Origin of the sequence: [Scytonema hofmanni] UTEX 2349 (genome assembly GCF_000582685.1) — a bacterium.
Lineage (GTDB): Bacteria > Cyanobacteriota > Cyanobacteriia > Cyanobacteriales > Nostocaceae > Hassallia > Hassallia hofmanni.
This window is the reverse complement of record NZ_KK073768.1, coordinates 3077812-3100417: the sequence shown is the minus strand read 5'-3', so window position 1 is coordinate 3100417 and position 22606 is coordinate 3077812. Positions and strand designations below refer to the sequence as shown.

The window sequence follows — 22606 nt, the reverse complement described above, 5'->3', positions numbered from 1 at the left end:
ATTGACTCTTGACCCTTGACCCTTAACTATTGACTACTTTGGTCACATTTGGAGTTAGAGATATCTCCCGCTTATGTTTCTCGCTAGAAGCTGAAGTGATACTTTTAGGTACAGGCTTTTGTCCTGTTCGCTTCGCCAAAGCTAATAATAAATAAACGGTGAATAAATAACCCGCAGCTAAAATAAAAATCATCATAGGGATGTTTCTGTAAATCATTCTTCTACCTGCACCTTTCTCAAAGGAATATAAAATTGCATAAAATTAGTAGAACCCCAGCCAACAAAGTAAATCTTTGATGGCTGTAGTTTGCTATAGTAAATTTTTCATAGAGTTTTTATTCTCTACGGTTAACCAATTAATTATTAAATTAGTTTTTTCACAGACAATACCTATCACACCAGTTGTAATTGCTATATAGCAATTACAACTGCTGCATTAGCAGTCTACCCAGTCTGCGTTCTTAAAAAGCGCACATCATGGCACGAGCAACACTTATGCTCAACCTATGCTGAAATCGTGTAAGGGTTTCCCATAAGGGCAACCCTTAGCTCCGAACAGACAATCAGTTGCGGCGAAAACTGCCCTCACCAAATGCCTTCCCGTCTAGCCTTCGACATCGCAGGAAAAATCAAAAGAATAATTTCTTTGATTCAACCTACGATAAGTTATTTATACTCACCAAAATTTTTGAGTAAAATCACCTATTGATGATTTATCTTTATTAGGGTGAATATCCGTAAAATTTTAAATCCCTTAATTTTAGCGTAACACAATAGTCTAGACTTTTAAGCCAACTTTAGTACTCAATTTAAAAATTTCTAGGGCAGTCACAGAAAAGGTGAAAGAATTTAGTCTGAAGTTACAAATAAATAATGGATCTAGCAGAAGATATACTTTCAGGTGTTGTTGCGAACCTTACTTACAGATTATCTTCGCAAAAAGAAATTTCTGACTAAGTTGTATAGTTACATCTATCGTATGGAGGTTATTTTGAAGCTTAATAAAACTTTTTAATAAGTTTACTTAAGTATATGTAAGTCAACGTTTCATCACGCTTGAGCCTCACCTAACTTTAGAGGTCATCATAGCTAATTCAATTATACCATTTTTGACGGCTAATAAATTAGGCTGATCATGCTTTCTCCTTGAGATCAAGCTCAAGGAGGAAGCATTGCGGAAGGATTTTAGACGAAAACTTCGCGACGGCACAGGCTTATCTTAAAATGAGTATAGGATATGTAAACTTTCTTAACTTAAGCCAGAGTCCGCCCATCCATGACCCCAGCTACCTCCTTTTTTTCCCCTGTGGAAGCAGACCTGCGAATACTAGCAGACAATCTGAAACAGCTAGTTGGAAATCGCCACCCCATACTCTATGCAGCGGCAGAGCACTTATTTGGAGCTGGGGGCAAGCGCATAAGACCGGCAATTGTTCTATTAGTATCGCGCTCAACAATGCTAGACCAAGAAATCACGCCGCGACACCGACGCCTAGCTGAAATTACAGAAATGATTCACACTGCAAGCTTAGTGCATGACGACGTGGTGGATGAATCAGATATGCGGCGTTCTGTTCCCACAGTTCATAGTTTGTTTGGCAACCGCATTGCTGTATTAGCCGGAGATTTTCTATTTGCCCAATCTTCCTGGTATTTAGCTAACCTAGACAACTTAGAGGTAGTGAAACTGCTGTCTGAGGTGATTATGGATTTGGCTTCAGGAGAGATCCAGCAGGGACTAAATCGCTTTGATACTAACACCTCCATTGAAACTTACTTAAAAAAGAGCTATTACAAAACTGCATCGTTAATTGCCAACAGTTCTAAAGCAGCTGGGTTATTGAGCGACGTTTCCCAAGAAACCGCCGAAAATTTGTATGGCTACGGTAGTAATCTTGGTTTGGCGTTTCAGATTGTGGATGATATTTTAGATTTCACAAGTTCGACGGATACCTTAGGTAAACCAGCCGGATCGGATCTCATCAGTGGGAATCTGACTGCACCAGTTTTATTTGCTTTGGAAGAAAAACCATACTTAGAAGTGCTGATTTCACGAGAGTTTGCCCATGCTGGTGATTTAGAACAAGCGCTGGCGCTGATTGAAGATAGTCAGGGTATAGTGCGATCGCGCGAGTTAGCAGCCAAACATGCCAAAAGTGCGATCGAACATCTTGCGGTTCTCCCAGCCTCAGAATGCCGGCAAGCCCTGACTAATATGGCTGATTATGTACTGAGTCGGCTCTATTAAAAACTGGAGATTGGGGATTGTGCAAGAAGTGATTTGGAATACTTGCTTAGTCCTCAGTCTAAGCGTCCAAGCGTACCCAGCCACTTTAAGCAATATCAGGTGGAATAACAGTGCGAGAATGTTTTTGTTGAAGCTTTTCTTGAATTAAGTGCTGTAACTCAGTTCGCTTAATTTCCACAGCGTTGGTACTCATGCCAGGAGTATCAAAAAAAACTATACTATCTACGGGTTCTAATGCCACAAGTTGAAACAAAATGTCAGCAATCGGAATGGGTGCAGCTATTACTTGAGGGTCAAGCCCAGCATTGAAGCTGAGTGGAACATCCTGTAAGGTAGGATAAGCGTAGATCGCACGCTTTTCCAAGCCTGGATTTGCACGGTTGCTCAATGTAGTTAAAATCCAGTCTTTTTCCAAATTTTGGAGAATATAATACTGGGGGTGACGTAACCTTTGAGCGATCGCGCTAATAACTGGGGCGATTGCTGTGACAAGTTGTGGTGTTACACCATCGTTGGGTGCATTGTCAATCAGCAATTGAATTTGTTTTTTTAAGTCCATAACGACCTGCAAATAACTTTTGGGTAATGGCTATAAAATATTTACGTGTGAATAATCTCACTATAAGTTGGGAATAATAGATGAGAAGCAAATTATAAACACAGGATCTGCCTGCGTTTAGCTTATACGCAAAACCCAAAAAGCCAATATCTACGTTCATACAGGTTGTAACCAAGTATGTTAGGGTTTTTTTAAACTGAGACTATGAATTTAGCCGCAACCGCAACTATTCAGGGAGAAAATTCTATCGGAGTGGAGGGGATATTTCAACTCCTGTTCAAGGAGTTCAGCCAATTAACCAAAGCTTCGGAGCAGAATTGCCACGACGTGGCTACACGAATTAACGCCGAAGTTTACCGTATTTGCCATGAAAGTAAACGTATCCAAGCTTCCGGTGCAGTGGAAAGCTCGGCGCTCACCTTAGCCAAACATAGGCTACAACAGTGTCTCAGATACTACCAGTTAGGTTCAAATCGGGGTAGGGTCGAATTACATAGCACTTTGAGTGCGATTATCTACCGTTACATTAATCCTCCTCAGAGGCAGTTGAGCTATCAAGGGCGGCTGACGATCATTGAAGATTTCTTACAAAGTTTTTATTTGGAGGCATTAAATGCTTTCCGACGCGAAAATCAACTTACCTCTAGCTATCGCCCCCAGAGTCTTCTGGAATTAGCAGAGTACATGGCATTTACCGAGCGCTATGGCAAGCGCCGGATTCCCCTACCAGGACGACAGCAGCAGCTGATTATTTTGCGGGCGCAAACTTTCTCTCAACAACAGCCCCCCGAAAGCTCTGTAGACATCGAACAAGCCGCAGAAGGTAGCGCTAATGATGGCGATGGTTCTTGGGAAGATCCAGCCGTGCAGCAATTGCGAAGTGCGATGGCGATGCAACCCGAACCCGAACCCGAAGAAGACACGTTGCGTTCTGTTGTGGTTACGGAGTTAATGAACTATCTCGAACAACGCCAACAAACTGACTGCGCTGATTACTTCGCCCTTCGCCTTCAAGATTTATCCGCCCAAGAAATTGAGTCAATTTTAGGTTTAACTCCTCGCCAGCGCGATTACTTGCAGCAACGCTTTAAATATCATCTGATTCGTTTTGCCTTGTTGCATCGCTGGGAATTGGTTCACGAGTGGCTAGAAGCTTCTTTGCCCACTAATTTGGGCTTGACTCCCCAACAGTGGGAAATTTACACCGCACAGCTAGAGGAGAAACAACGGTCTTTATTGGAGTTGAAGCAACAAGGACAACCCGATGAAAAAATCGCCAAAACTTTAGGTTTGTCAATGGCACAACTGCAAAAACGGTGGTTTAAAATTCTGGAGCAAGCTTGGGAAATTCGTAACTCGTTAGTATCCGGATCAGGTGCATCTACTCATGAATAGTGACTCAGAATCCTTACAACACCAGTTACTCGCTTGGCTTTTGTCATCAGATGTCGAACCAAGCTTGCATCCCTCGGCTGAGTGTGAGGAAATTGACGGGGTAGAAAATCCGCTCTTTGAAACCACCACTTCCACAAGTGGTGATTTTGAGTCGGAAGGCATACCCCAAACCTTTCAACTGGGAGAAATTCCTACTGTGCAAGAACGTTTCCAAGCCGTCATTAAACGTCGGCTACAAGTCCAAATTCAAAGCCACCCGCCTTTATTCCCTTGGGAATCCCAATTAAGAGATTACCCCGACTACGTAGACAGTCCTTCGATTGCATTAGTTCCAGCATACGGGTGGATGGCACAGCAATCGAAATTGAATATACCAGTATCTTTACCTGAAAAAGTTTTTCAGCAATTGCTAGAAAAATGTCAGGCTATGCTGATATCTTCTCTGCCTTTGGGGGCAAAATTAGTTCAGGTAGTCGAGAGCTTGTTTCCTAACGATGCCCAAGCACTCAACGACTTAGCCGGAATGGTGCTCAGAAGTCCCTATCGCTCTGTGGATGCCCTAGAGAAAATGCCGATCCAAGAAAGCGATTACTCCGATTTAGGAGAACGCCAACAGATGGCTTTATCTTTGCTAGCAGCTAAACAATTACTGGAAAATTTGACTTTACCAATTTCAAATAGCAATCCAGTGGTCGAAAGACAATGGCTAACTAGTGTGGGCGCTATCAACCTCAAAGTAGAATATCAGTCTCACGGTAGAGTGACAAAACTCTGCGTCATGGGGGATCTACCCACGGCGGGGATTTTGACACTCCAAGGAAATGGCACTCAAGCAAAGGCGATGTCTTCTACTTCCGGTTGCCTAAGTGTTGAGTTATACGGGCAGCCACTTAACCAGACTTATACTTTGGAGGTTGAGTTCCCTGAATTAGAGCAACAATCACTTTTGTTTGTCATTCCGCCGATGATGTAGCCCATATTACCACTGCTAGCAAGCACTTGTTGATAAACGCCGATTGATAAGATAATTATTCTGGTTTTGAGGCTCATCCTTTTTTAAAAAAAGCGGTGGTTAGGGCGTCTGCGGGAAGCGGCTATGAAGAAGACACGCTCCGAGGTAATATCAATTCTCTGTAAGGATGCGCGGAATATCGCCCTTAGGCTGGAAGCATAGGGCTATAACGAAGCCTGCCAACCCAGGCTAGTTTGAGGTTCTTACGGTCAAATGGTATAAGTTCGGTGCTTTCTCGCAGTAGTGTTCGTTGCGTCTCCATCATCGCACCTGCTTGTACACCCTTAGCTGCTTTGCAATCACAATGTTTAATTTGTCCAGGATAAGTTGGCGTTTACCTGTTAATCGTTATTGGCGGCATTTGCGCTCTTCACCTTTAATCGAAGTGGAAGATTCAATTACCTTACGGGTGCTGGTGCTAGCTTTGGTAATTGTGGGAATTTTGGCGACGGATATTGCAGCTCAAACGGGATTTAGTTTTTGGGCAATTCCTCTAAGCGTGGTGGGTGCGATTTGGAGTTATTACCGTCGTCGAGATGCTAATGTATCAGTTAAGTTTTGTATCGCCATTGGAATGTTAGTAGCGCTCGGTGCTTTCTTAGGGCGATTGCTAGGCGAATTGAATGATACACGGCTGGGTTTAGCTGAGTTACTAATTCAATTACAAGTCCTTCACAGTTTTGATATGCCTCGCCGCAAGGACTTAGGGTATTCAATTGTGATTGGGCTGATTTTGCTGGGTGTGGCAGCGACGCTAAGTCAAACTTTTGAGTTTGCGCCAATGTTGATGTTATTTTTAGCGATCGCTCTGCCAACTCTAGTTATAGATTACCGTTCTCGCCTCGGCTTAAAAAACGAAAAAGGTAAAAGGGTAAAAATAAACTCCAGAAAATTATCTTCTGTTTTACCTTTTTACTTTTTACTTTTTACTTTAATTGTCGGACTAGGATTGGTAATTTTTGCTGTGATGCCGCGTTTTCCTGGCTATCAACTGCGGACTTTCCCCGTAAGTTCCCCTATCGAAGTTAAAGGCGGTTTTACAGGACGGAGTATCATCAATCCCGGTTATGTGCGCCAAGGTAATGCCAATAATCAAGGTAATAATAGCAACGGACCCGACGAAAATAAAAACGGTAAACCGGGGGGATTGGATAATACGTATTATTACGGTTTTAATAGCCAGATTAACCAAAACCTGCGGGGAGAAATGAAACCCAAAGTGGTAATGCGGGTGCGATCGCAAGTCGAAGGTTTTTGGCGAGTTTTGGCATTCGATCGCTACACCGGTAAGGGATGGGAGATTTCCCGCAATGAACAAGTTCTTACCGTTAAGCGATCGCCTTGGTCTTACCAAATTTATCTCAACCCCCCAGCAATAAATACGCCAACTAAAGAAATAGTCCAAACATACACTGTGGTGTCGGATTTACCTAACTTGATTCCGGCGATGAGTTATCCCAAGGAAGTATACTTTCCCACACCGATGATCGCTGTTGATAAAGAAGGTTCTTTGCGATCGCCTGTGGGATTATCAGAAGACCTGACTTATACGATAATTTCCGATGTCCCTTACCGCGATCGCACTTCTTTAGGAAACGCTTCAACTAACTATCCCCAAAATATTAAAAATTACTATCTGCAAATTCCCCCAGAAATTGCCGAAAAAGTCCGGCAACGCACCGAACAAATTTTAACTAATTACAATCGGGAACGAGTCGGAAAGTCAGAAAAATCCCTTGATTCAGCTTACGAAAAGGCACTTTATTTAGCTCAATATCTCAAGCAAAATTATTTTATTCCCGAAAATCCCTTAGGATTGCCTTACTTAGGTGAGAAAGAGGACTTGGTAGAAACCTTTTTGTTTAAGCAAAAAGGAGGCTATCCAGACCATTTTTCCACAGTTTTGACAGTGATGCTGCGTTCTATTGGCATTCCAGCGCGGTTGGTGGCAGGATTTAGTTCTGGAGAGTTTAACCCATTCACGGGGATGTACATTGTTCGCAACACCGATGCTTATGCAATGACGGAGGTGTATTTCCCCAAACATGGTTGGTTTACCTTTGATCCAATTCCCAATCATCCGCTGATTCCACCTTCAATAGAAGAGACTGAGACTTTTAGCGTGTTACGTCAATTTTGGAATTGGGTTGCAGGCTGGTTGCCCTCGCCGGTGACAAGTTTATTAAATAATGTATTTGGGACAATATTTAGTTGGATAGGTAGAGCGATCGCTCTATTTTTTGCTTTATTTTATCAAGGTTGGCTAGGTGTATTGACAGGCTTAATTTTGGCAACTGCAACGGCTTTTTTGGGTTGGTTGGGTTGGGTACAGTGGCGAAAATGGTTGAAGGGGCGTACTTTGAGAAAATTGCCACCAATGGAAAGCCTTTATCAACAAATGCTGCAAACTTTAGCTGAAAAAGGTTTTAGCAAGCACCCAGCACAAACGCCTTTAGAGTATGCCAGCGTATCATACCAGCATCATTCAGAAGCAACGGCTGAGGTAATAGATGAAATTTGCCAATCATATAATAGCTGGCGTTATGGCGGTCATGCGCCGAATTTGAAGCAATTGCGACAAAGATGGCAAGAAATGAAAAAGGCTAATAAAAGTTGATTAGTTAGAGTGATTTATAACTTTTTAATTAAGCATAAAACCTAAAACCCTGTAGAGACGTTCCGGCGGAACGTCTCTACGTGTATTCAATAAAAACGCAATCTGCTGTAACAACCAACCCAAGAGACTCTCTACATATAGCTGTTTGAGTGTAAAGATTAATTTGATACACTTAGAGGATAAATCATTTACTTGACTCCTATAACCCAGGAGCAGTTTACTTAATGCGATCGCCATCAACATTCCTCTCAGAAATCCGTGCCACTTTGCAATTAGCAGTGCCTTTGGGGGGCATTCAACTAGCAGAAGCATCCGTGGGTTTTATCAATACCGTCATGATGGGATTCTTAGGCATTGAATCCCTTGCGGCTGGTGCTCTGGGTGCGATCGCTTTCCAAACTCTAGTTTTCTTGTGTATGGGGGTTTTAGAAGGAGCCACTCCCCTAGCCGCTGAAGCCTTTGGTGCTGGAGACACAGATCGCATTCGCCAACTTTTTGCTCAAGGATTCTGGCTGGTGGTGATGCTATCTTTACCCATGATGTTGCTCACTTGGCATCTAGACTCAATTTTGCTCCTATTGGGTCAACAAAAAGACACAGTAGCCCTAACTAGCACTTATTTAAAAGCCATTGTTTGGAGTTTTCCAGCAGCGGTAGGTTTCTTAGTCCTCAAGGAGATTGCCACAGCCCTCAATCGTCCCCAATTAATTAGTGCGATCGCCCTGACTAGGATTCCTATCAATATTATTGCTAACTACGTTTTAATATTCGGGAATTTAGGCTTACCAGCTTTAGGATTAGCGGGAATTGGTTGGGCTGGTACATTTGTCTTCTGGGTAAATTTTCTTGCTGCTGCTGCCGTACTTGCCTTCCATCCTGCGTTTAAAGAATACAAACTATTTGCTTCTCTACAGTTCAATAAAGATGTGTTTGGCGAACTTTGGCAAAATGGCTGGCCCCTTGGATTAGAATATGCCTCTACATTATTCTTGTTTACCTTGATTGCCTTATTAAGTGGCTATATGGGAACAACCCTATTAGCTGCAAATGAAATTGTCGTGCAAAGTATAGAATTATCATTGATTGTGCCGATAGCAATCTCTTACGCTGCCATGACGCAAGTTGGACAAAGGATGGGTGAGAATGACCCCTCTGCTGCAAAGATGGCAGGATTTGCCACAATTGCCATTGGTATAGCAACAACTAGCCTCATTGCCGTTGGTTTATTTCTATTTCCAGAGCAGATTGCCACCATCTTTTTAGATACAAGTGAGCCAGATCACCTTCTAGCAATCACATCTGCAATCCCCTTGTTAAGAATTTCAGCACTTTTTCTCATAGCTTTTGGACTTAACTTGATTGCTTTAGGGACATTGATGGGTATCCAAGATGCTCGCTTACCTTTAGTGATTAATATACTGTTTCAGTGGGGTATTGGGATGACAAGCGGTTACCTGCTTTGCTTCCATCTCAATTGGGGTTCTATCGGCTTATGGTCAGGATTAACTATAGGAATCTCACTATCTACAGTGTTTTTAATCTATCGTTTTTACCTTTTGATGTCTGAGCTTATTCAAAAAGTTGAAGATGAGGAAGAGTTAGATAGTGCGATTATTCTCAGGAATGTTTGATATTCTCGATATGGTAAAGTACCTATAATGTTTGATATTCTCGATATGGTAAAGTACCTATATTGTGCCTTGACTTCTCTATAAATCCTGACAAACTTTTAAAATTTATGAACCAACACAATAGCAATAATGATGATGACGTGATTATTCCCATGATAGATCACATAGAAAAATTTATAGAAAAGCCAAATTCTGTTTTTGACAATATGCCCATTTGCCCTTTTGTAAATAAATTCCGTCAAGAGAATAAAATTTTATATAAAGTTTATAATTTTTACTACTCTGAAAAATTGGGTTTAGATGCAAAAGTTATAGATTTAATCAATGAATTTAAAAAAGATGAATATCACGAAGTAATGATAGTTATTCATTCAGATAAACAAGCTTTGTCATTAGAGGAGATGAAGCAGTTTACCACAAATTTAAATAATCTCATATCTCCTCTCGATTTAATTGCTTTCAGTGGTCATCCACTTGATGACTTTAATATAGATGGTGTTTACACAAGACAAGATCCATTTATAAATTTTACAGTTCAAAATATACAAGCGATTAATATGTATGCACAAAAATTAAAATCTACTGGCTATTATGAAAGATGGACATTAGAAAATCTTAATTATATAAATCATGTCATTTAAAAATAGAATCTATAGCAAAGGCTAATACAAACACAAAGTCTAACGATGTAGACTAAGGAAAAATTTAAGGTGTCTGTCAATGAAGCCGGAAGCCTACACTGACTGGGTACAGTACAGTGTAGGTAGTTCACTCCCTCTTAGCTGGAAAGAGATTGTGCCTCAGTGCGTGTTAATTTCCTATAGACATCGAATAAGCCATAGGACACATCTGGACTGTCTGCACATAAAGCCTGATGTGCCTGTGGCAGATTGTACCAAGGAATAGCAGGACAGAGGTGGTGAAGATAGTGATATCCGTTGTTATGGGTTAAAAGATTAGCTAGAAAATTCAGGTTTGATCTCGTACCGGAGACAGTATTTAAATGATCGTGTACCTCAGACCAATACATATAACAAGGAAAACACCAAACCAGAGGGACTAACCAATATAGCAACAAGATATCTATATGTCCCGATAGATAGAAGCTAAGAACAACAACCAACCAGAAAACAAATACCTGAAAGCCAGTTTTAAACGGACGGTAGTCCAACCCCTTGAGATGATAGTATGCGTCTATTAAAAAGTGGTATAAAGCAAATCCCATCACAGGTTTAACAAACAAGAGCCAGAACAGATTTTTATCCTCCTTGTATAACCCCAACATTTCATAATACTCAGGGATATAGTCTTCCTCACCTCCCAAACCCTTATGATGAGGAAAATGATGTTCCCGATAGGAGGATATTGTTCTCAACACGGGAAATCCATAAAGAAACTCTAGCTGTTCATTCGACAATTGTTTTTGAAATAAATTATTGTGTGATGCTTCGTGTAACAATGCCTCTCCAATGGCAAATTGAAAGATACCGATCGCCCATACTGAAACCAGATAAATAAATATATTGTTTGCCCAAATACTAAATGCAGCAATCAAGAAAATTGCCATCCAGTCTCTCAGCAATGCTAGGAAACCTTTTAGATCGTTCCGTTCAACAAAGTCAATTGGTTTACTTGGTAAATTTTCTGTAAAATTAGCATCAGTCATTTTCTTGATTCCGTTGTTTTTTTGATATTCAATCTAGGTTTATATTGGACTATTTGTCTTCGATGTAGTCACTCAGGCAATCTATCACTACTTCCTTAATTGCTGCTTTTGGAGACATTTTTAGTAACCATCGGATCGTATTTAAAATGTCTTCTTTTTGAATCATTTCGCAGGATTGATAGGGTGTAGCTGCTTGTTGAGCCATATTTGTATCAACCCAACTCGGACAGATAGCCGTGACTTTGATTCCATGCTTGATTAGATCAAAGTGAATAGCTTCAGTTAAGCCGAAAAAGGCATATTTAGAAGCACTGTATACACCCCAATCCGGTTCAGCACCTTTAGCAGTGATGCACACTAAATTTACTATTTGACCAAACCCTTGTCGTTTCATGATGGGAACAACAGCTTGGAGAAAATAAAAACCTGCTTTTAAGTTAACTGAGAAGATTCTGTCAAATTCGTCAATTGATACATCAAGGGTTCCCTCTGTCCACGCTCCTGCGTTATTGAAAAATAAATTGATACGTCCCCATACCTTGTCAATTTCCGCAACAACTTTATGGACAGAATCGCGCTCTGTAATATCAATGGGAAACAGCAGTGGTTGTGAGTCAGGATGCAAATTAAGTGCAGCAATCTCTGAAGCAATAGATTGCAAACTTTCAAGCGATCGCGCAACAAGAGCGAGACGAAAGCCGTCTTCAATCAACCCAAGTGCTACTGTTCTCCCAATTCCTCGACTAGCACCCGTTACCAATGCAACTTTTTGCTCAATCATTTATCCTTTCCAGCCATAGCTATACTTTTTATCCTTCTTCTGTCAACTTCTGAATAGGCAAATCAAAACAATATATATCGTCAACTTCATTTAAAAGACTGATTAGTTTTTTAGCTGACTGTAATAAGGCTTCTTTGCCGGATAAACAAACAATTTCTTCTTGGTTATCAGTTATTATTGGTATCTCTTCTGCAAATCCTATATACCTATAATCTAAGGTTAATTCATCTCCACAATTGATATCTTGCAAAGCAAAAAAGAAGCCAAGACATGGCAAAAGATTAGGATTGTTTGCATGATTAATGTAATCTGCATTGTGAGCTATTTTACTACAGTAAAGAAAATAATCCCCACCCCATCTCATCCCAGCATTCATCGGAAAATAGTTTTCTGTTTTCAACTCTTCTTGATACTGTTTTTCTAAAACAATATTATCGATAGGAAAACCAGTTATGGGAATAAAAACTATACTTCCTTTAGGTACAAATTCTAAGCTAAATAATCCCTTACCCGCATTAGGTATGTTAGATTCTCTGATTTCTGTTTTGATGCACAGCATAGATTATTTCTCTTGATCAATCTGTCTAAATCATTACTTCAACTAAAGTATCGGGCTTGATTCTCTGAAGATGCCAATCGGTAATTTCTTCACCTGGTATCAGAATGGGAATACCTGGAGGAACTTGTTTGATACAACTACAACTGATCATGCCTTTAGCTTGCTCAAGTAAAAGCTTTTTCTTCTTGCCAAAAAAAGCTTCCCTTGGTGAACAGCCTATCACCGGAGTGCGAATTAACTGATTTTGCTCAAACACCTTTGCTTGTTCTTTACCAGCAATAATTTGATAAATTTCCTCAAGGACTTTGGCAACATAGGCAAAATCCTCATCAATATTTTGAAATGAGAAAATTAACAATGCTCCTCTCTGATTTGAATATTCATAATCAATGCCACGTTCAGCAATTAAGTCACCAATTTCATCACCTGTTGCGCGATCGCTATACAGAAACAACTTCAATGGATCGCTAACTTGGGAATCATAAGTTAAAATATTTCCCCAATTATCCAGCAGACATCGTAATTCCTGACAATTTCGGGCAGCCTTTTGGAACAAGGAGTTTCTTTCATCTCCAAAAGCCAGCCTAATAGCTTCTTCTATACTTAATAAAAGTAGGTTACTCCGTGATGTTGTGTCAAACAGTGACAGCGCTGTGAGTACTTCTTCTTCTGTAATCCTTGAGGCTTCAGGTAAATGAAGTAACGCTGTTTGTACCAGACTACCAACAAATTTGTGCAAGCTGTGAACAACCAAATCACATTCTACAGACAGCGCTGATAAATTATCTTCTCCTAAAAAAGGAAAATGAGTTCCATGCGCTTCATCAACGATGAATTCAATATTTTTATCACGGCAATATTTGGCAATTTTTCCCAGATCAGTTGTGATGCCATCATAGCTGGGATGTGTTAAAAACAGTGCAGTAACTTCTCCTGCTGTTGTTTCTAATGCTTGAATAATTTCTTCATCCGTTGGGATTAACGAACGCGAGGGAATAAAAAATGGCTCTAATCCGGCGAGGATAAAGCCATGAATTACTGAAATATGAATATTCAAACCAATAGCAATTTTTCGGTGCTTTCTTGCTAGTATTGTACAGGCAATTAAAATTCCTTGAGTGGCTCCTCCTGTGAGACAAAAGGTACGTTTAGTTTGATATAATTCAGAAATATACTTTTCCACACTATCAAACTTGTTACGCTCAAAGAAAGGCAGATCATAAGCGTAGATGCGATCGTCAAAATATTCAGATGCCCCTCGATATCCTTGATGAGCAGGAGTGAGGAGCCGAAGTTTGATTTCTGGGGAATGAGAAGCAATCATCTCATAAGTAGACAATTTGCCATTTGTGTAGCTTGCTTTGGGTTCCATAAGTCTCCTGTTTGACCTTGAACGTAATAGGTTCGAGAACATTCCAAATTAACAAAAATCCCGTTTATAAACGTGGCTTTATTAATCTGTAACTCAAATATGTAGGGTGCGTTCCTAACGCACCATTTGTCATCAGATATTGGAGCATTAGAAACGCACCCTACAAGATTGAATTTTTGCATTTTATTGAATTCACATTCCTTAGCCAAGCCAGTCTGACTATGCTACTTTTGCTAGTATAAATTTACCAAAGTGGGATGCTCCCTTTGGTTCCAAGTTTTGCTGACAAGTGTTAGCAGTGACTGAAAAGATTCGATATTACAGGAAAATTGGTTTTATTTGATGTATGGGACGTGTTGTAGCTTCAGGAGCAATTCCATGCCGTAAAGCAAGGAGTAAACCAGCAGCTTCCATATAACTATTCACGTAATAAATTTTCCTTTGGCTGTGGTCAATTCCCAGAATTGAGGGAGTTATTTCATACTGAGTGTGATTGTCCCGAACCAAAATAACTGGAATATTTTGCTCAAGAGAAGCAAAGAAGGGAATATTGCCTACAGTACTCTCTGGCATTACAACTGCTGAAACGTTTTCTACAGAAATTCCCTGACATCCTGATGGTAAAGGAGCATCGAATTTGGCAAGACGTGGAGAGTGGGTTAATCCTTTTAAAGTTGAACAGAGAAATGACATAGAGATTAACTCTGCTCCATCCCTTGGGTCACCTAAAGTATACAATAGTTGTAATTCTTCTTCTGAGAAGTCTAAACATAATGGTGAATGAGCAGCAGTAAAAGGATAAAAATTCGTCGTCATGTGAGTGAGAATTGCCTCTGCTCCTCCCCAAGGATTTGGCATAATTTCCCCGTTGAAATACTGCTTTTTCACTTCATCTTCAACTGAGAGACTTGTGGATAAAGCAACGGCAGTAGTATCTGTTTGAGTAACAACATCTAATGCTTTCATCAGATCATCAATGCCTTCAAATCTTCCAGAGGCATGACCATAGGGAGAAAAAATACATTCAGTGCTCACTGGCCCACCTGTAACTATTACAGGTTCAATATTGATGCCTCCCACAGTTCTAAGAGAATTGATGGCATTGAAGACGACATTCAAATATTTTTCTTCGGCTTTCTCAATAACTACGCCAATTTTGGCGCGAGTTTCTGGAATCAGAGTAGTATGCCCCAACAATAAATGGCAAATTAGATTTCCTTCTAGGTAAAGAACATTGTCACTAGCATAATAGAGGTCAGAAGCTGTAACTGAGTTGGGATTAACAACTAGATAATCACAAGCTTTGGCTAAAATATTAACACTTGGGGTAGCATCACCAGCAAAACCTCCTATTTCCGCACGGACTCCTGTTGGGATAATACTTACAGCGACAAAAGGTTTAGCCGATGAAATTTGACGAGGACGAATATTTAATAAGGAAGGCCAGACAGGTTTTCTGTCTGTTTCCAAAAAACTGCTTTCAAATACCAACTTATTTTCCCGGCTAGCAGTTAAAATCAACCGGATAGGTGTTCCTGGTAGTCCCATCTCTCCAATTCGATGAGCAATTTCACTCCAAATTAGTTGCTTAGGAGAATATTCGATTTCAAAATCTTTGGTAATAACTTGTGACACAATTCAACTCGGTAAGTAACGCCAAGTATCTTTATACCTTAAATCAGCAATAATGATGATGTAAAATTTAAAAGAATTACCTAGATTTTATTTCACCGGGAAAGGCAGAGGGCAGAAGGCAGGAGGCAGAAGGAATGTATAAGTGTCCTCTGCCCACGACTGAAAGGAGTAAGGGTCTGAAGCCCCTCCCAAATGCAACGATATTGGGAGCCTCCAATTGGGAGGGGATTGTGACCCCTCCCAATTGGTTCCTTCTGCCCTCTGCCCTCTGCCTTCTGCCTTCTTGAACTCAACTTCAATCCAGATTTATTTAAGTATTTATACGGAGAAATATTTCCTACTAGCTATACGAAAAAAGTATAAATTAATTACAACAATTCACTAATAAGTAAGTAGGTAAGTACAAATAAACCTAACTATGTAACGAAATGTAAAACACTCAAAACCCTTGCGATTGCTTGTCTGCGACACGCTGCGCGAAGGTCGTGCCTCCTCTCTACGAGACGCTCCGCGAACGCAATGACAAAGTATAGTTATGTTTTTTAACGCCCACCTACTTAAATTAAAACAAAAATATTATGTAAACAAATGTAAAAAGCGTGCTTTCTTCCATTTCCTATAGGACTCTAGGACTAGCCCTTTCAAGGTGAGCATATGTACTATCCAATTTTTAACCGTATTTCAGGCATTGACTGCAATTGAAGAAATAAATTATGGATAAACTCCAAATTTTTGGACTGTAAATTAAGCGATCGCAATCGCCAAAATACCGAAATTGGGTGAAAAATATTATTTATTTCATAGTACAAACGTTCACCTTGAAAGGGCTGGTCCTAGACTCATATTTGATTGCGTGAACAAAACTCAGTACACTTTTATTCCTTCTTCCCAGTAAAGAGTCCCTTACCTCTACGAGTGATTCTCCAAATCAAATCGGATTGCTATATGACACCAAATGTCTCAACAAAGGGCATCTTTGCACGAAACTAGCGCTCCCCCATGCCCTATGCCTGACCGATCGCCAGTGATGTTTAATTTAACGACCTACTCAATAGCTTGTGTTAGCATTACTTTGCCTATGTCTTTAGAAGTATTTTGGGTAAAATTAGGGCATAAATAGCTAAAAAAAGGAGTGAGAATTAAAAAACGCTTATTGGCTTGAATTTAATCGTTGTAACTCCCATTTTTTATAGATAACATGTAAAGAAGTTACTAATAAGCTTCTCACACTGTATTTGGCATAAGTTTTTTTATGGAGATTCAGTTAATCAACATCGGTTTTGGCAATATCGTGTCTGCCAACCGAGTAGTTGCTATTGTCAGCCCAGAATCTGCCCCCATTAAGCGAATTATTACTGACGCAAGGGACAGAGGTCAACTGATTGACGCGACTTATGGTCGCAGGACTAGAGCTGTAATTATCACAGATTCCAGCCATGTGATTCTCTCGGCGATTCAACCGGAAACGGTAGCAAATCGCTTTGTAGTCTCCCGCGAGCATCAAGTTGTAGATAATTGATTGGGGGTGGGTTGAAAGCCCCACCCCTATTTGCGCCATATCAGCAGTAATATGTGAATTAGACAAATTTTCTGTCAGCCATGCTACCAGTTCTTTAGTCTATACTCGTTTTGAGAATGACTAATGAATAATGTCTATCGATTAATTCACAAGTTGAGCGGATGATGCAAGTTTTATCCATCCAGAATGGTGCTACTACCCAAGAATGTCCTCCTCTGGGCAGGCTAATTGTTTTAACAGGTCCGAGTGGTGTCGGCAAAGGCACACTCATGCGATCGCTTCTACAACGTTATCCGGAGCTATACTACTCAGTATCCGTGACCACTCGTTCTCCCCGGACTGGAGAAATCGAGGGCAAAAATTATTACTTTATTAGCCGTAACAAATTTGAACAATTGGTTGCTCAAGGTGAATTCCTAGAGTGGGCGGAATTTGCGGGTAACTATTACGGCACTCCTCGTGAAGGGGTACTTAAGCAAATTCGCGCCGGGAAGACGGTTGTGCTAGAAATTGAGTTGGAAGGGGCACGACAAATCCGCGCTTCTTTCCCTAGCGCCCTCAGCATCTTTATTTTACCACCTTCATTTGAAGAGTTAGAGCAACGGATACGCAATCGCGGACAAGACTCATCTGAAGCGATCGCTCGTCGTCTGCAATGCGCTCAAGAAGAAATTAAAGCCGCACCAGAATTTGATATTCAAATCGTGAATGACGATTTTGAGACTGCTGTAAATGCGATCGCATCTGCTTTATTTGGTTAAACCACAGCTGATTGTTTATCACCCCAACAAATAAAGGACACAAAGAAAAAGTTAAGCTTTTCTTTGTGTCCTTATCTTAATTAGTCAAATGACTAATGACTAAATTAACCGCCGAATAAACCTTGAATTAATTCGAGATTGGAAGCCACAAAGTAGGCAACTACTGCACCACCAAGACCACCAATTAAGAAAGCACTGCCAAAGTTACTCCAGCCTTCTTTCGTTTTAAAAGAATCTGGAGGATTTGGTACAGTGACGGTGGGAACTGGTGGGAGAGGATTGCTATTACCATACAAGGAGAGGGTGGCGGTAAGAATAACAATTAAGCCAATGGTTGCTAGTAACCCAGCTAAGTTGGCATTATCTGTATTCCGCAGGGGACCTAATTTGGCAAAAGGACCAAATATCCAGTAACCATGAGCCATACCGATTTCTAACCCTCGTCTGAAGGTAGTTATACCTGGGCGATAGGCGGGTAAATTATTAATAAACCACTTGACCAATGGAGAAGAATTAACCGGGGTTTCTAGATTTCCCCGCTGCGAATCACGCCATTCTGGAAAGACAACCTCGCGATTTCTAACATCACTAGGATTATTCTTTGATGCGTCTATTGCTTGCGCCATATTTTGTCTTTGCCTCTAAATAAGATGCTTAATTATTTATTATTAGTAATAATTGTGTCTAAATATGATTTTTAACTCTTAAGTTTAGAAAAGTTAATTAACCATACATAGTTATATGAAACTGTTAGCAATTAACAGTTAGTAGTCAACTAACTACTAACTATTAACTGCTAACAAAACTCCTTAATTCCGTCGTTTATGGCAACGGATGGAAAAGTAGGTCGGGGAACCAGTTGTTAAACAAAATCAGCAAAATCGCGGTCAAAGATAAATTGACGAAAAGTAAAACTGGTGCTAGGGAAAGATATTTAACGAAATAATTCTGCTGCATGAATCATTCTCCAAAATAGATGAAATTGCCAATCATGATTAGCGAGGCGAAATCGGGATTTCGGTATCTTTAGCTGTCAATTCGCCTGAAAGCAGTTCTTTCACGGCTGATAGGGGCCAAGTAAAGCCTGACAGCATCAGAGGTAATGCTTTTGACAGGTCGATTGTGATTTCCTTTTTCTCCACGTCGCCACCTTCTTTTTTGATGGCTTGTAGATAGGAGCGACCGACCCAGCCAATCCATCCGGTGATATACAGGAAAAGGATGCTGGGAATTAGAAAGTCACCAGCGTGATCAAGACTACCATCGACTATCAGATGAGGTAGACCTTCTGGACCACACAAAGCTTGGGCATAACGCTCAAATCGCTTTTCCCCGGAGGCAGGGTCAGATGTAGTGTTACGCGCTTCTGCTGCCCGTTCTTGAAAAGCAGGAGAGTCCTTGCAGGGTACAAGGTCAGCCCCTAAAGCTTTTGCTGGCGGCGCAAAACTGAACATTAGGCAAATCGCCAAAACCAAAGTAAACAATCGTCTCATTGGGTTGTTTCCTTTTATTACGAAACAAAAAGTTTTTTGTACAAAACGAAGCGGCTTGTACAGTGTTTATCAACATAACTAGGAAGTCATCATACTCTTGCCTGGGAACCGAGTAAAGTTTAAGTAAATAAAAGTTAAAGCTTCGACATCAAGTCTCAATTCAGCATAATCCTGTCATGGCAACCGTTTTAGCGATAGAAACCAGCTGCGATGAAACCGCCGTAGCAATTGTAAACAATCGTCAAGTTTGTAGTAGTATTGTTGCTTCGCAAATTCTGGTTCATCAGCAGTATGGCGGGGTAGTACCAGAGGTAGCATCCCGCCAGCATTTAGAAACGATAAATCAGGCGATCGCCCAAGCCCTCGAAGAAGCAAAACTAGATTGGACAAAAATCGACGGAATTGCCGCAACTTGTGCGCCTGGACTCGTGGGAGCGCTCTTAGTAGGGTTAACTGCCGCCAAAACCCTGGCAATGGTACACAATAAGCCATTTTTAGGAGTTCACCACCTTGAAGGTCATATTTACGCGACTTACTTGAGCGAGCCAACTATTAAGCCTCCTTTTCTTAGCTTACTGGTTTCCGGCGGACACACAAGCTTGATTTATGTGAAAGATTGTGGTGAATACGAAATTTTAGGACAAACTCGCGATGATGCGGCAGGTGAAGCCTTTGATAAAGTAGCGCGGTTGTTAAAGTTGGGCTATCCCGGTGGACCGATGATTGATAAACTGGCGCAGTCAGGCAATCCCCAAGCCTTTGTTTTGCCAGAAGGAAAAGTTTCCTTACCAGGTGGGGGGTATCATCGCTATGATTCGAGTTTTAGTGGGTTAAAAACGGCAGTACAGCGACTAGTGCAACAATTCGAGAAAAATGGCGAGGAAGTGCCTGTAGCGGATATTGCAGCGAGTTTTCAGTCAACCGTAGCGCGATCGCTGACCAAAAGAGCGATCGCCTGTGCTCTTGACTATGATTTGAAAACTATCGCCGTCGGTGGAGGGGTAGCCGCCAACAGCGGTTTGAGGAAACATTTACAAGCAGCCGCCTGTGAGCGTAACCTGCGCGTGTTATTTCCCCCAATGAAATATTGCACCGATAACGCCGCCATGATAGGCTGTACAGCCTCAGAGCATCTAGCCCTTGGTCATACATCGCCACTTACCCTCAGCGTTCAATCAAGACTTTCGCTTACCCAGGTCATGGATTTATATCAAGTAGGGGAAGGGTAAAGGGGAAAGGGGAAAGGGGAAAGGGGGAAGGGGAAAGGGAAGGGGAGGGAGGGAAGGGGGAAAGGGGAAGGGGGAAGGGGGAAGAGATTTTCATGATTTATTGTGCGATGCCTTTCCCTTTGACCATTGACTATTGACTATTGACTATTGACCGGATGTGATTGGCAACCGCATCCGGCTGCTCTAACATTGCCAAATGTCCGCAATCAGGAATTTCAATCACATTGTCACCAGAATATTGGAACAAAGCATGAAAGCTAGCTAAATGGCGAACATACTTCGGTTCCATCATTTTATCTTCCGCACCAGCTAAGAAATAAACTGGTTGTTTAATTTTGGATACCAACTGGGGTAAGCGGTTAATTTCTTCCTCAGTTGTTGAGTCTAGCAAGGTTCCTAGAGCAGCTTCCGGGTCAGCCACAACAAAATCAATCATCCTTTGACGTGCCCAAAAGCGATCTAAAGGACGTGCCACAGTATCTCTGGTAAACAGTAAATCAATCAAAGGAACTTGACACAGCCACCTCGGACGGATTTGCAAAAGCCGCTGACCTGTTAAGCGAAACTGCTCAAAAGCTTCTTTGAGATAAATTCCACCACCTGCGTTAATACAGATGACACCCTTAACGCGATCGGGCATTTGTGCCGCACCCCAAAGAGCGATCGTGCCTCCTAAAGAATGACCAACTAGCCAAGCACTGTTAATATTCATCTGTTGCAGAAGAACAGCTAAATCCTGAGCATAGGCAGCTGGAGTATAAACAGAATCGAACGGATAGCCAACTCCACCACGGTCATTGTCAGTTAGGCTCAAACTAGATGTGTCTTCGCGACTAAAATCGCTTTTTGCCTCAGGCTGGGACTCACCAAAGCCACGCAAATCATAAGACAGGCACTGGAAATCAACTGATAAGTGAGAAATCACAGGTTGCCAGTATCCACGGCTATTGAGCCAACCGTGGATAAAAACTAAAGCATGGGGGTAGGTCGTGGGAGCCGTTAGCTCGTATGCGTGTGGAACGCCCAATATTTCAATCCTTGCCATAATTCCATCGTACCCTTAAGGGCGGGCGCGATTAAATACTCAGAGTCAGTGGTTAGTTGTTGGTGGATAGGGGTTAGTGGATAGTGGCTAGTAGGTAGTGGTTAGTAGATAGTGGTGACTAAAAGAACCAACAACTATCCACCAACAACTATCCACCAACAACTATCCACCAACAACTATCCACCAACAACTATCCACCAACAACTATCCACCAACAACTATCCACCAACAACTATCCACCAACAACTAACAACCAACAACTAACAACCAACAACCTAACTTTTTTCATTTTCCCATTAATCTCTGTCGCACTCCTTCGGCAATTTTGTGACCTAGATATTCAGGAATCAGGCTTTCATTGGGTCCTAACAAGTAAAGAATAAGGCGTGTACGTCCGCGCCAAACCAGTAAATTAGCATTTACCACCAGCAAATCTTCCTGCCAAATGGCGTACATCACTTTGTAGAATAATCCCGGTTGGTTATCAGCTTCAATAACTAAGGCGGGCAGATGAAAGACCGGATCGACATAGAATTCGGTTTGTATTTGTTCTAAGCCGGCATCGAGGTTGAATTCTACTGCCAGCATTTCTTCTACCTCAAACCGACCTCCTAAAGCCTCGCGAACAGCACGGCAGACGTTTTCGGCGGTTTTCTCGGTCAGGGCTTTACTGCCACGAGACACCAAGAGTTTCATAAAAACCAACATCGGCGGTCGGATCTGACCGTATAGACTTAAACCGTGGATAGTCAGCCCATAAGCTGCCAGCACACCAAAAATATCGCTGAGTAGAAAAGACTGGTTGCGGTAGGCAAAATGCAGGGCACTTTTGCTACCTTCGGGTTTCAACTCAATAACGGCGCGTCTGGTTTTATAAAGACGGTAGGCTAGCCGCAAATTTTGTAATTGAATTTCACTGCTAACAAATTGCTCATAAAACTGGGGAAACGCTCGGTTAAAGCGTTTTAGGAGTTCCAGTGTCGAAGATTTTAAACCAGAAGCCATTTTGGGGTTAAGACTCGCTCTTATTCATCGCCGGGGGACTGGGGAGAGGGGAGGAGGGGGGGATGGGGAGATGGGGAGA

Annotated in this window: 23 protein-coding genes; 11 read left to right on the top strand and 12 right to left on the bottom strand. The window is 41.4% G+C overall.

The annotated features are described in order from the left end of the window. Positions 1–22: 22 nt before the first annotated feature. Positions 23–196: a hypothetical protein gene (locus TOL9009_RS43640; protein WP_313770066.1), complete on the bottom strand. Its 174-nt coding sequence runs from the start codon at positions 194–196 to the stop codon at positions 23–25. A 1080-nt stretch (positions 197–1276) separates the two neighbouring features. Between TOL9009_RS43640 and sds the strand changes: the two genes are divergently transcribed. After that, a complete protein-coding gene (sds, locus tag TOL9009_RS0118835) occupies positions 1277–2248 on the top strand; it encodes a solanesyl diphosphate synthase (protein WP_029634162.1) in 972 nt (323 codons plus the stop codon). A gap of 85 nt (positions 2249–2333) precedes the next feature. Here the strand turns inward: sds and TOL9009_RS0118830 are convergent, their stop codons facing one another. After that, complete coding sequence (locus TOL9009_RS0118830) at positions 2334–2807, bottom strand: hypothetical protein (RefSeq protein ID WP_029634161.1); 474 nt, start codon at positions 2805–2807, stop codon at positions 2334–2336. Positions 2808–3011: 204 nt separating this feature from the next. On the opposite strand from TOL9009_RS0118830, the gene hetZ reads away from it, so the two are divergent. From hetZ to TOL9009_RS0118800, 5 genes are all read left to right on the top strand, one after another. Further along, positions 3012–4202 (top strand): heterocyst differentiation protein HetZ, encoded by a 1191-nt coding sequence (hetZ, locus tag TOL9009_RS0118825; RefSeq protein ID WP_029634160.1) that lies wholly within the window; start codon positions 3012–3014, stop codon positions 4200–4202. Next, positions 4195–5175 (top strand): hypothetical protein, encoded by a 981-nt coding sequence (locus TOL9009_RS0118820; protein WP_029634159.1) that lies wholly within the window; start codon positions 4195–4197, stop codon positions 5173–5175. The genes hetZ and TOL9009_RS0118820 overlap by 8 nt, the downstream gene beginning before the upstream one ends. 343 nt (positions 5176–5518) lie before the next feature. Next, entirely contained in the window at positions 5519–7831 is a 2313-nt protein-coding gene (locus TOL9009_RS0118815) for a transglutaminase TgpA family protein (RefSeq protein WP_029634158.1), read from the top strand. Positions 7832–8055: 224 nt separating this feature from the next. After that, positions 8056–9462: an MATE family efflux transporter gene (locus TOL9009_RS0118805; protein WP_029634156.1), complete on the top strand. Its 1407-nt coding sequence runs from the start codon at positions 8056–8058 to the stop codon at positions 9460–9462. 107 nt (positions 9463–9569) lie between these two features. Next, positions 9570–10103: a hypothetical protein gene (locus TOL9009_RS0118800; RefSeq protein ID WP_029634155.1), complete on the top strand. Its 534-nt coding sequence runs from the start codon at positions 9570–9572 to the stop codon at positions 10101–10103. Between the two features lie 137 nt (positions 10104–10240). Here TOL9009_RS0118800 and TOL9009_RS0118795 read toward each other — a convergent pair whose 3' ends face one another. From TOL9009_RS0118795 to TOL9009_RS0118775, 5 genes are all read right to left on the bottom strand, one after another. Beyond that, a complete protein-coding gene (locus TOL9009_RS0118795; protein ID WP_051502950.1) occupies positions 10241–11128 on the bottom strand; it encodes a fatty acid desaturase in 888 nt (295 codons plus the stop codon). A 49-nt stretch (positions 11129–11177) separates the two neighbouring features. Beyond that, positions 11178–11909, bottom strand: a complete 732-nt coding sequence (locus TOL9009_RS0118790) for an SDR family oxidoreductase (protein WP_029634153.1) — start codon at positions 11907–11909, stop codon at positions 11178–11180. Between the two features lie 28 nt (positions 11910–11937). After that, on the bottom strand, positions 11938–12468 hold the full coding sequence (locus tag TOL9009_RS42235; RefSeq protein WP_051502949.1) for an SET domain-containing protein-lysine N-methyltransferase: 531 nt from the start codon (positions 12466–12468) through the stop codon (positions 11938–11940). Between the two features lie 25 nt (positions 12469–12493). Then, on the bottom strand, positions 12494–13840 hold the full coding sequence (locus TOL9009_RS0118780; RefSeq protein ID WP_029634152.1) for an aminotransferase class I/II-fold pyridoxal phosphate-dependent enzyme: 1347 nt from the start codon (positions 13838–13840) through the stop codon (positions 12494–12496). Positions 13841–14158: 318 nt separating this feature from the next. Further along, entirely contained in the window at positions 14159–15475 is a 1317-nt protein-coding gene (locus tag TOL9009_RS0118775; protein WP_029634151.1) for a DUF3326 domain-containing protein, read from the bottom strand. A gap of 955 nt (positions 15476–16430) precedes the next feature. Here TOL9009_RS0118775 and TOL9009_RS47450 point away from each other — a divergent pair. The 3 genes from TOL9009_RS47450 to gmk all read left to right on the top strand — a co-directional run bounded on the left by TOL9009_RS47450 (position 16431) and on the right by gmk (position 17755). Continuing rightward, positions 16431–16595: a hypothetical protein gene (locus tag TOL9009_RS47450; protein WP_186227595.1), complete on the top strand. Its 165-nt coding sequence runs from the start codon at positions 16431–16433 to the stop codon at positions 16593–16595. A 132-nt stretch (positions 16596–16727) separates the two neighbouring features. Next, complete coding sequence (remA, locus tag TOL9009_RS0118770) at positions 16728–16994, top strand: extracellular matrix/biofilm regulator RemA (protein ID WP_029634150.1); 267 nt, start codon at positions 16728–16730, stop codon at positions 16992–16994. 161 nt (positions 16995–17155) lie between these two features. After that, entirely contained in the window at positions 17156–17755 is a 600-nt protein-coding gene (gene gmk / locus TOL9009_RS0118765; protein ID WP_029634149.1) for a guanylate kinase, read from the top strand. 104 nt (positions 17756–17859) lie between these two features. On the opposite strand, the gene TOL9009_RS0118760 is transcribed toward gmk, so the two are convergent. The 3 genes from TOL9009_RS0118760 to TOL9009_RS0118755 form a co-directional block, all read right to left on the bottom strand. Next, positions 17860–18381, bottom strand: a complete 522-nt coding sequence (locus tag TOL9009_RS0118760; protein WP_029634148.1) for a photosystem I reaction center subunit XI — start codon at positions 18379–18381, stop codon at positions 17860–17862. A 196-nt stretch (positions 18382–18577) separates the two neighbouring features. Beyond that, positions 18578–18712, bottom strand: a complete 135-nt coding sequence (locus TOL9009_RS43635; protein WP_072022151.1) for a Photosystem I reaction center subunit IX — start codon at positions 18710–18712, stop codon at positions 18578–18580. A gap of 38 nt (positions 18713–18750) precedes the next feature. Next, a complete protein-coding gene (locus TOL9009_RS0118755; RefSeq protein WP_029634147.1) occupies positions 18751–19248 on the bottom strand; it encodes a photosystem I reaction center subunit III in 498 nt (165 codons plus the stop codon). A 176-nt stretch (positions 19249–19424) separates the two neighbouring features. Here TOL9009_RS0118755 and tsaD point away from each other — a divergent pair, with 176 nt between their 5' ends. Beyond that, the gene (gene tsaD / locus TOL9009_RS0118750) at positions 19425–20477 is read left to right on the top strand and encodes a tRNA (adenosine(37)-N6)-threonylcarbamoyltransferase complex transferase subunit TsaD (protein WP_029634146.1); all 1053 of its coding nucleotides are present in this window, start codon (positions 19425–19427) and stop codon (positions 20475–20477) included. Between the two features lie 130 nt (positions 20478–20607). Here tsaD and TOL9009_RS0118745 read toward each other — a convergent pair whose 3' ends face one another. Beyond that, a complete protein-coding gene (locus TOL9009_RS0118745; RefSeq protein ID WP_029634145.1) occupies positions 20608–21522 on the bottom strand; it encodes an alpha/beta fold hydrolase in 915 nt (304 codons plus the stop codon). Positions 21523–21636: 114 nt separating this feature from the next. Between TOL9009_RS0118745 and TOL9009_RS45840 the strand changes: the two genes are divergently transcribed. Next, on the top strand, positions 21637–21786 hold the full coding sequence (locus tag TOL9009_RS45840) for a hypothetical protein (protein ID WP_186227594.1): 150 nt from the start codon (positions 21637–21639) through the stop codon (positions 21784–21786). Between the two features lie 21 nt (positions 21787–21807). Here the strand turns inward: TOL9009_RS45840 and TOL9009_RS0118740 are convergent, their stop codons facing one another. Beyond that, positions 21808–22527: a hypothetical protein gene (locus TOL9009_RS0118740; RefSeq protein ID WP_029634144.1), complete on the bottom strand. Its 720-nt coding sequence runs from the start codon at positions 22525–22527 to the stop codon at positions 21808–21810. Positions 22528–22606 lie beyond the last annotated feature (79 nt).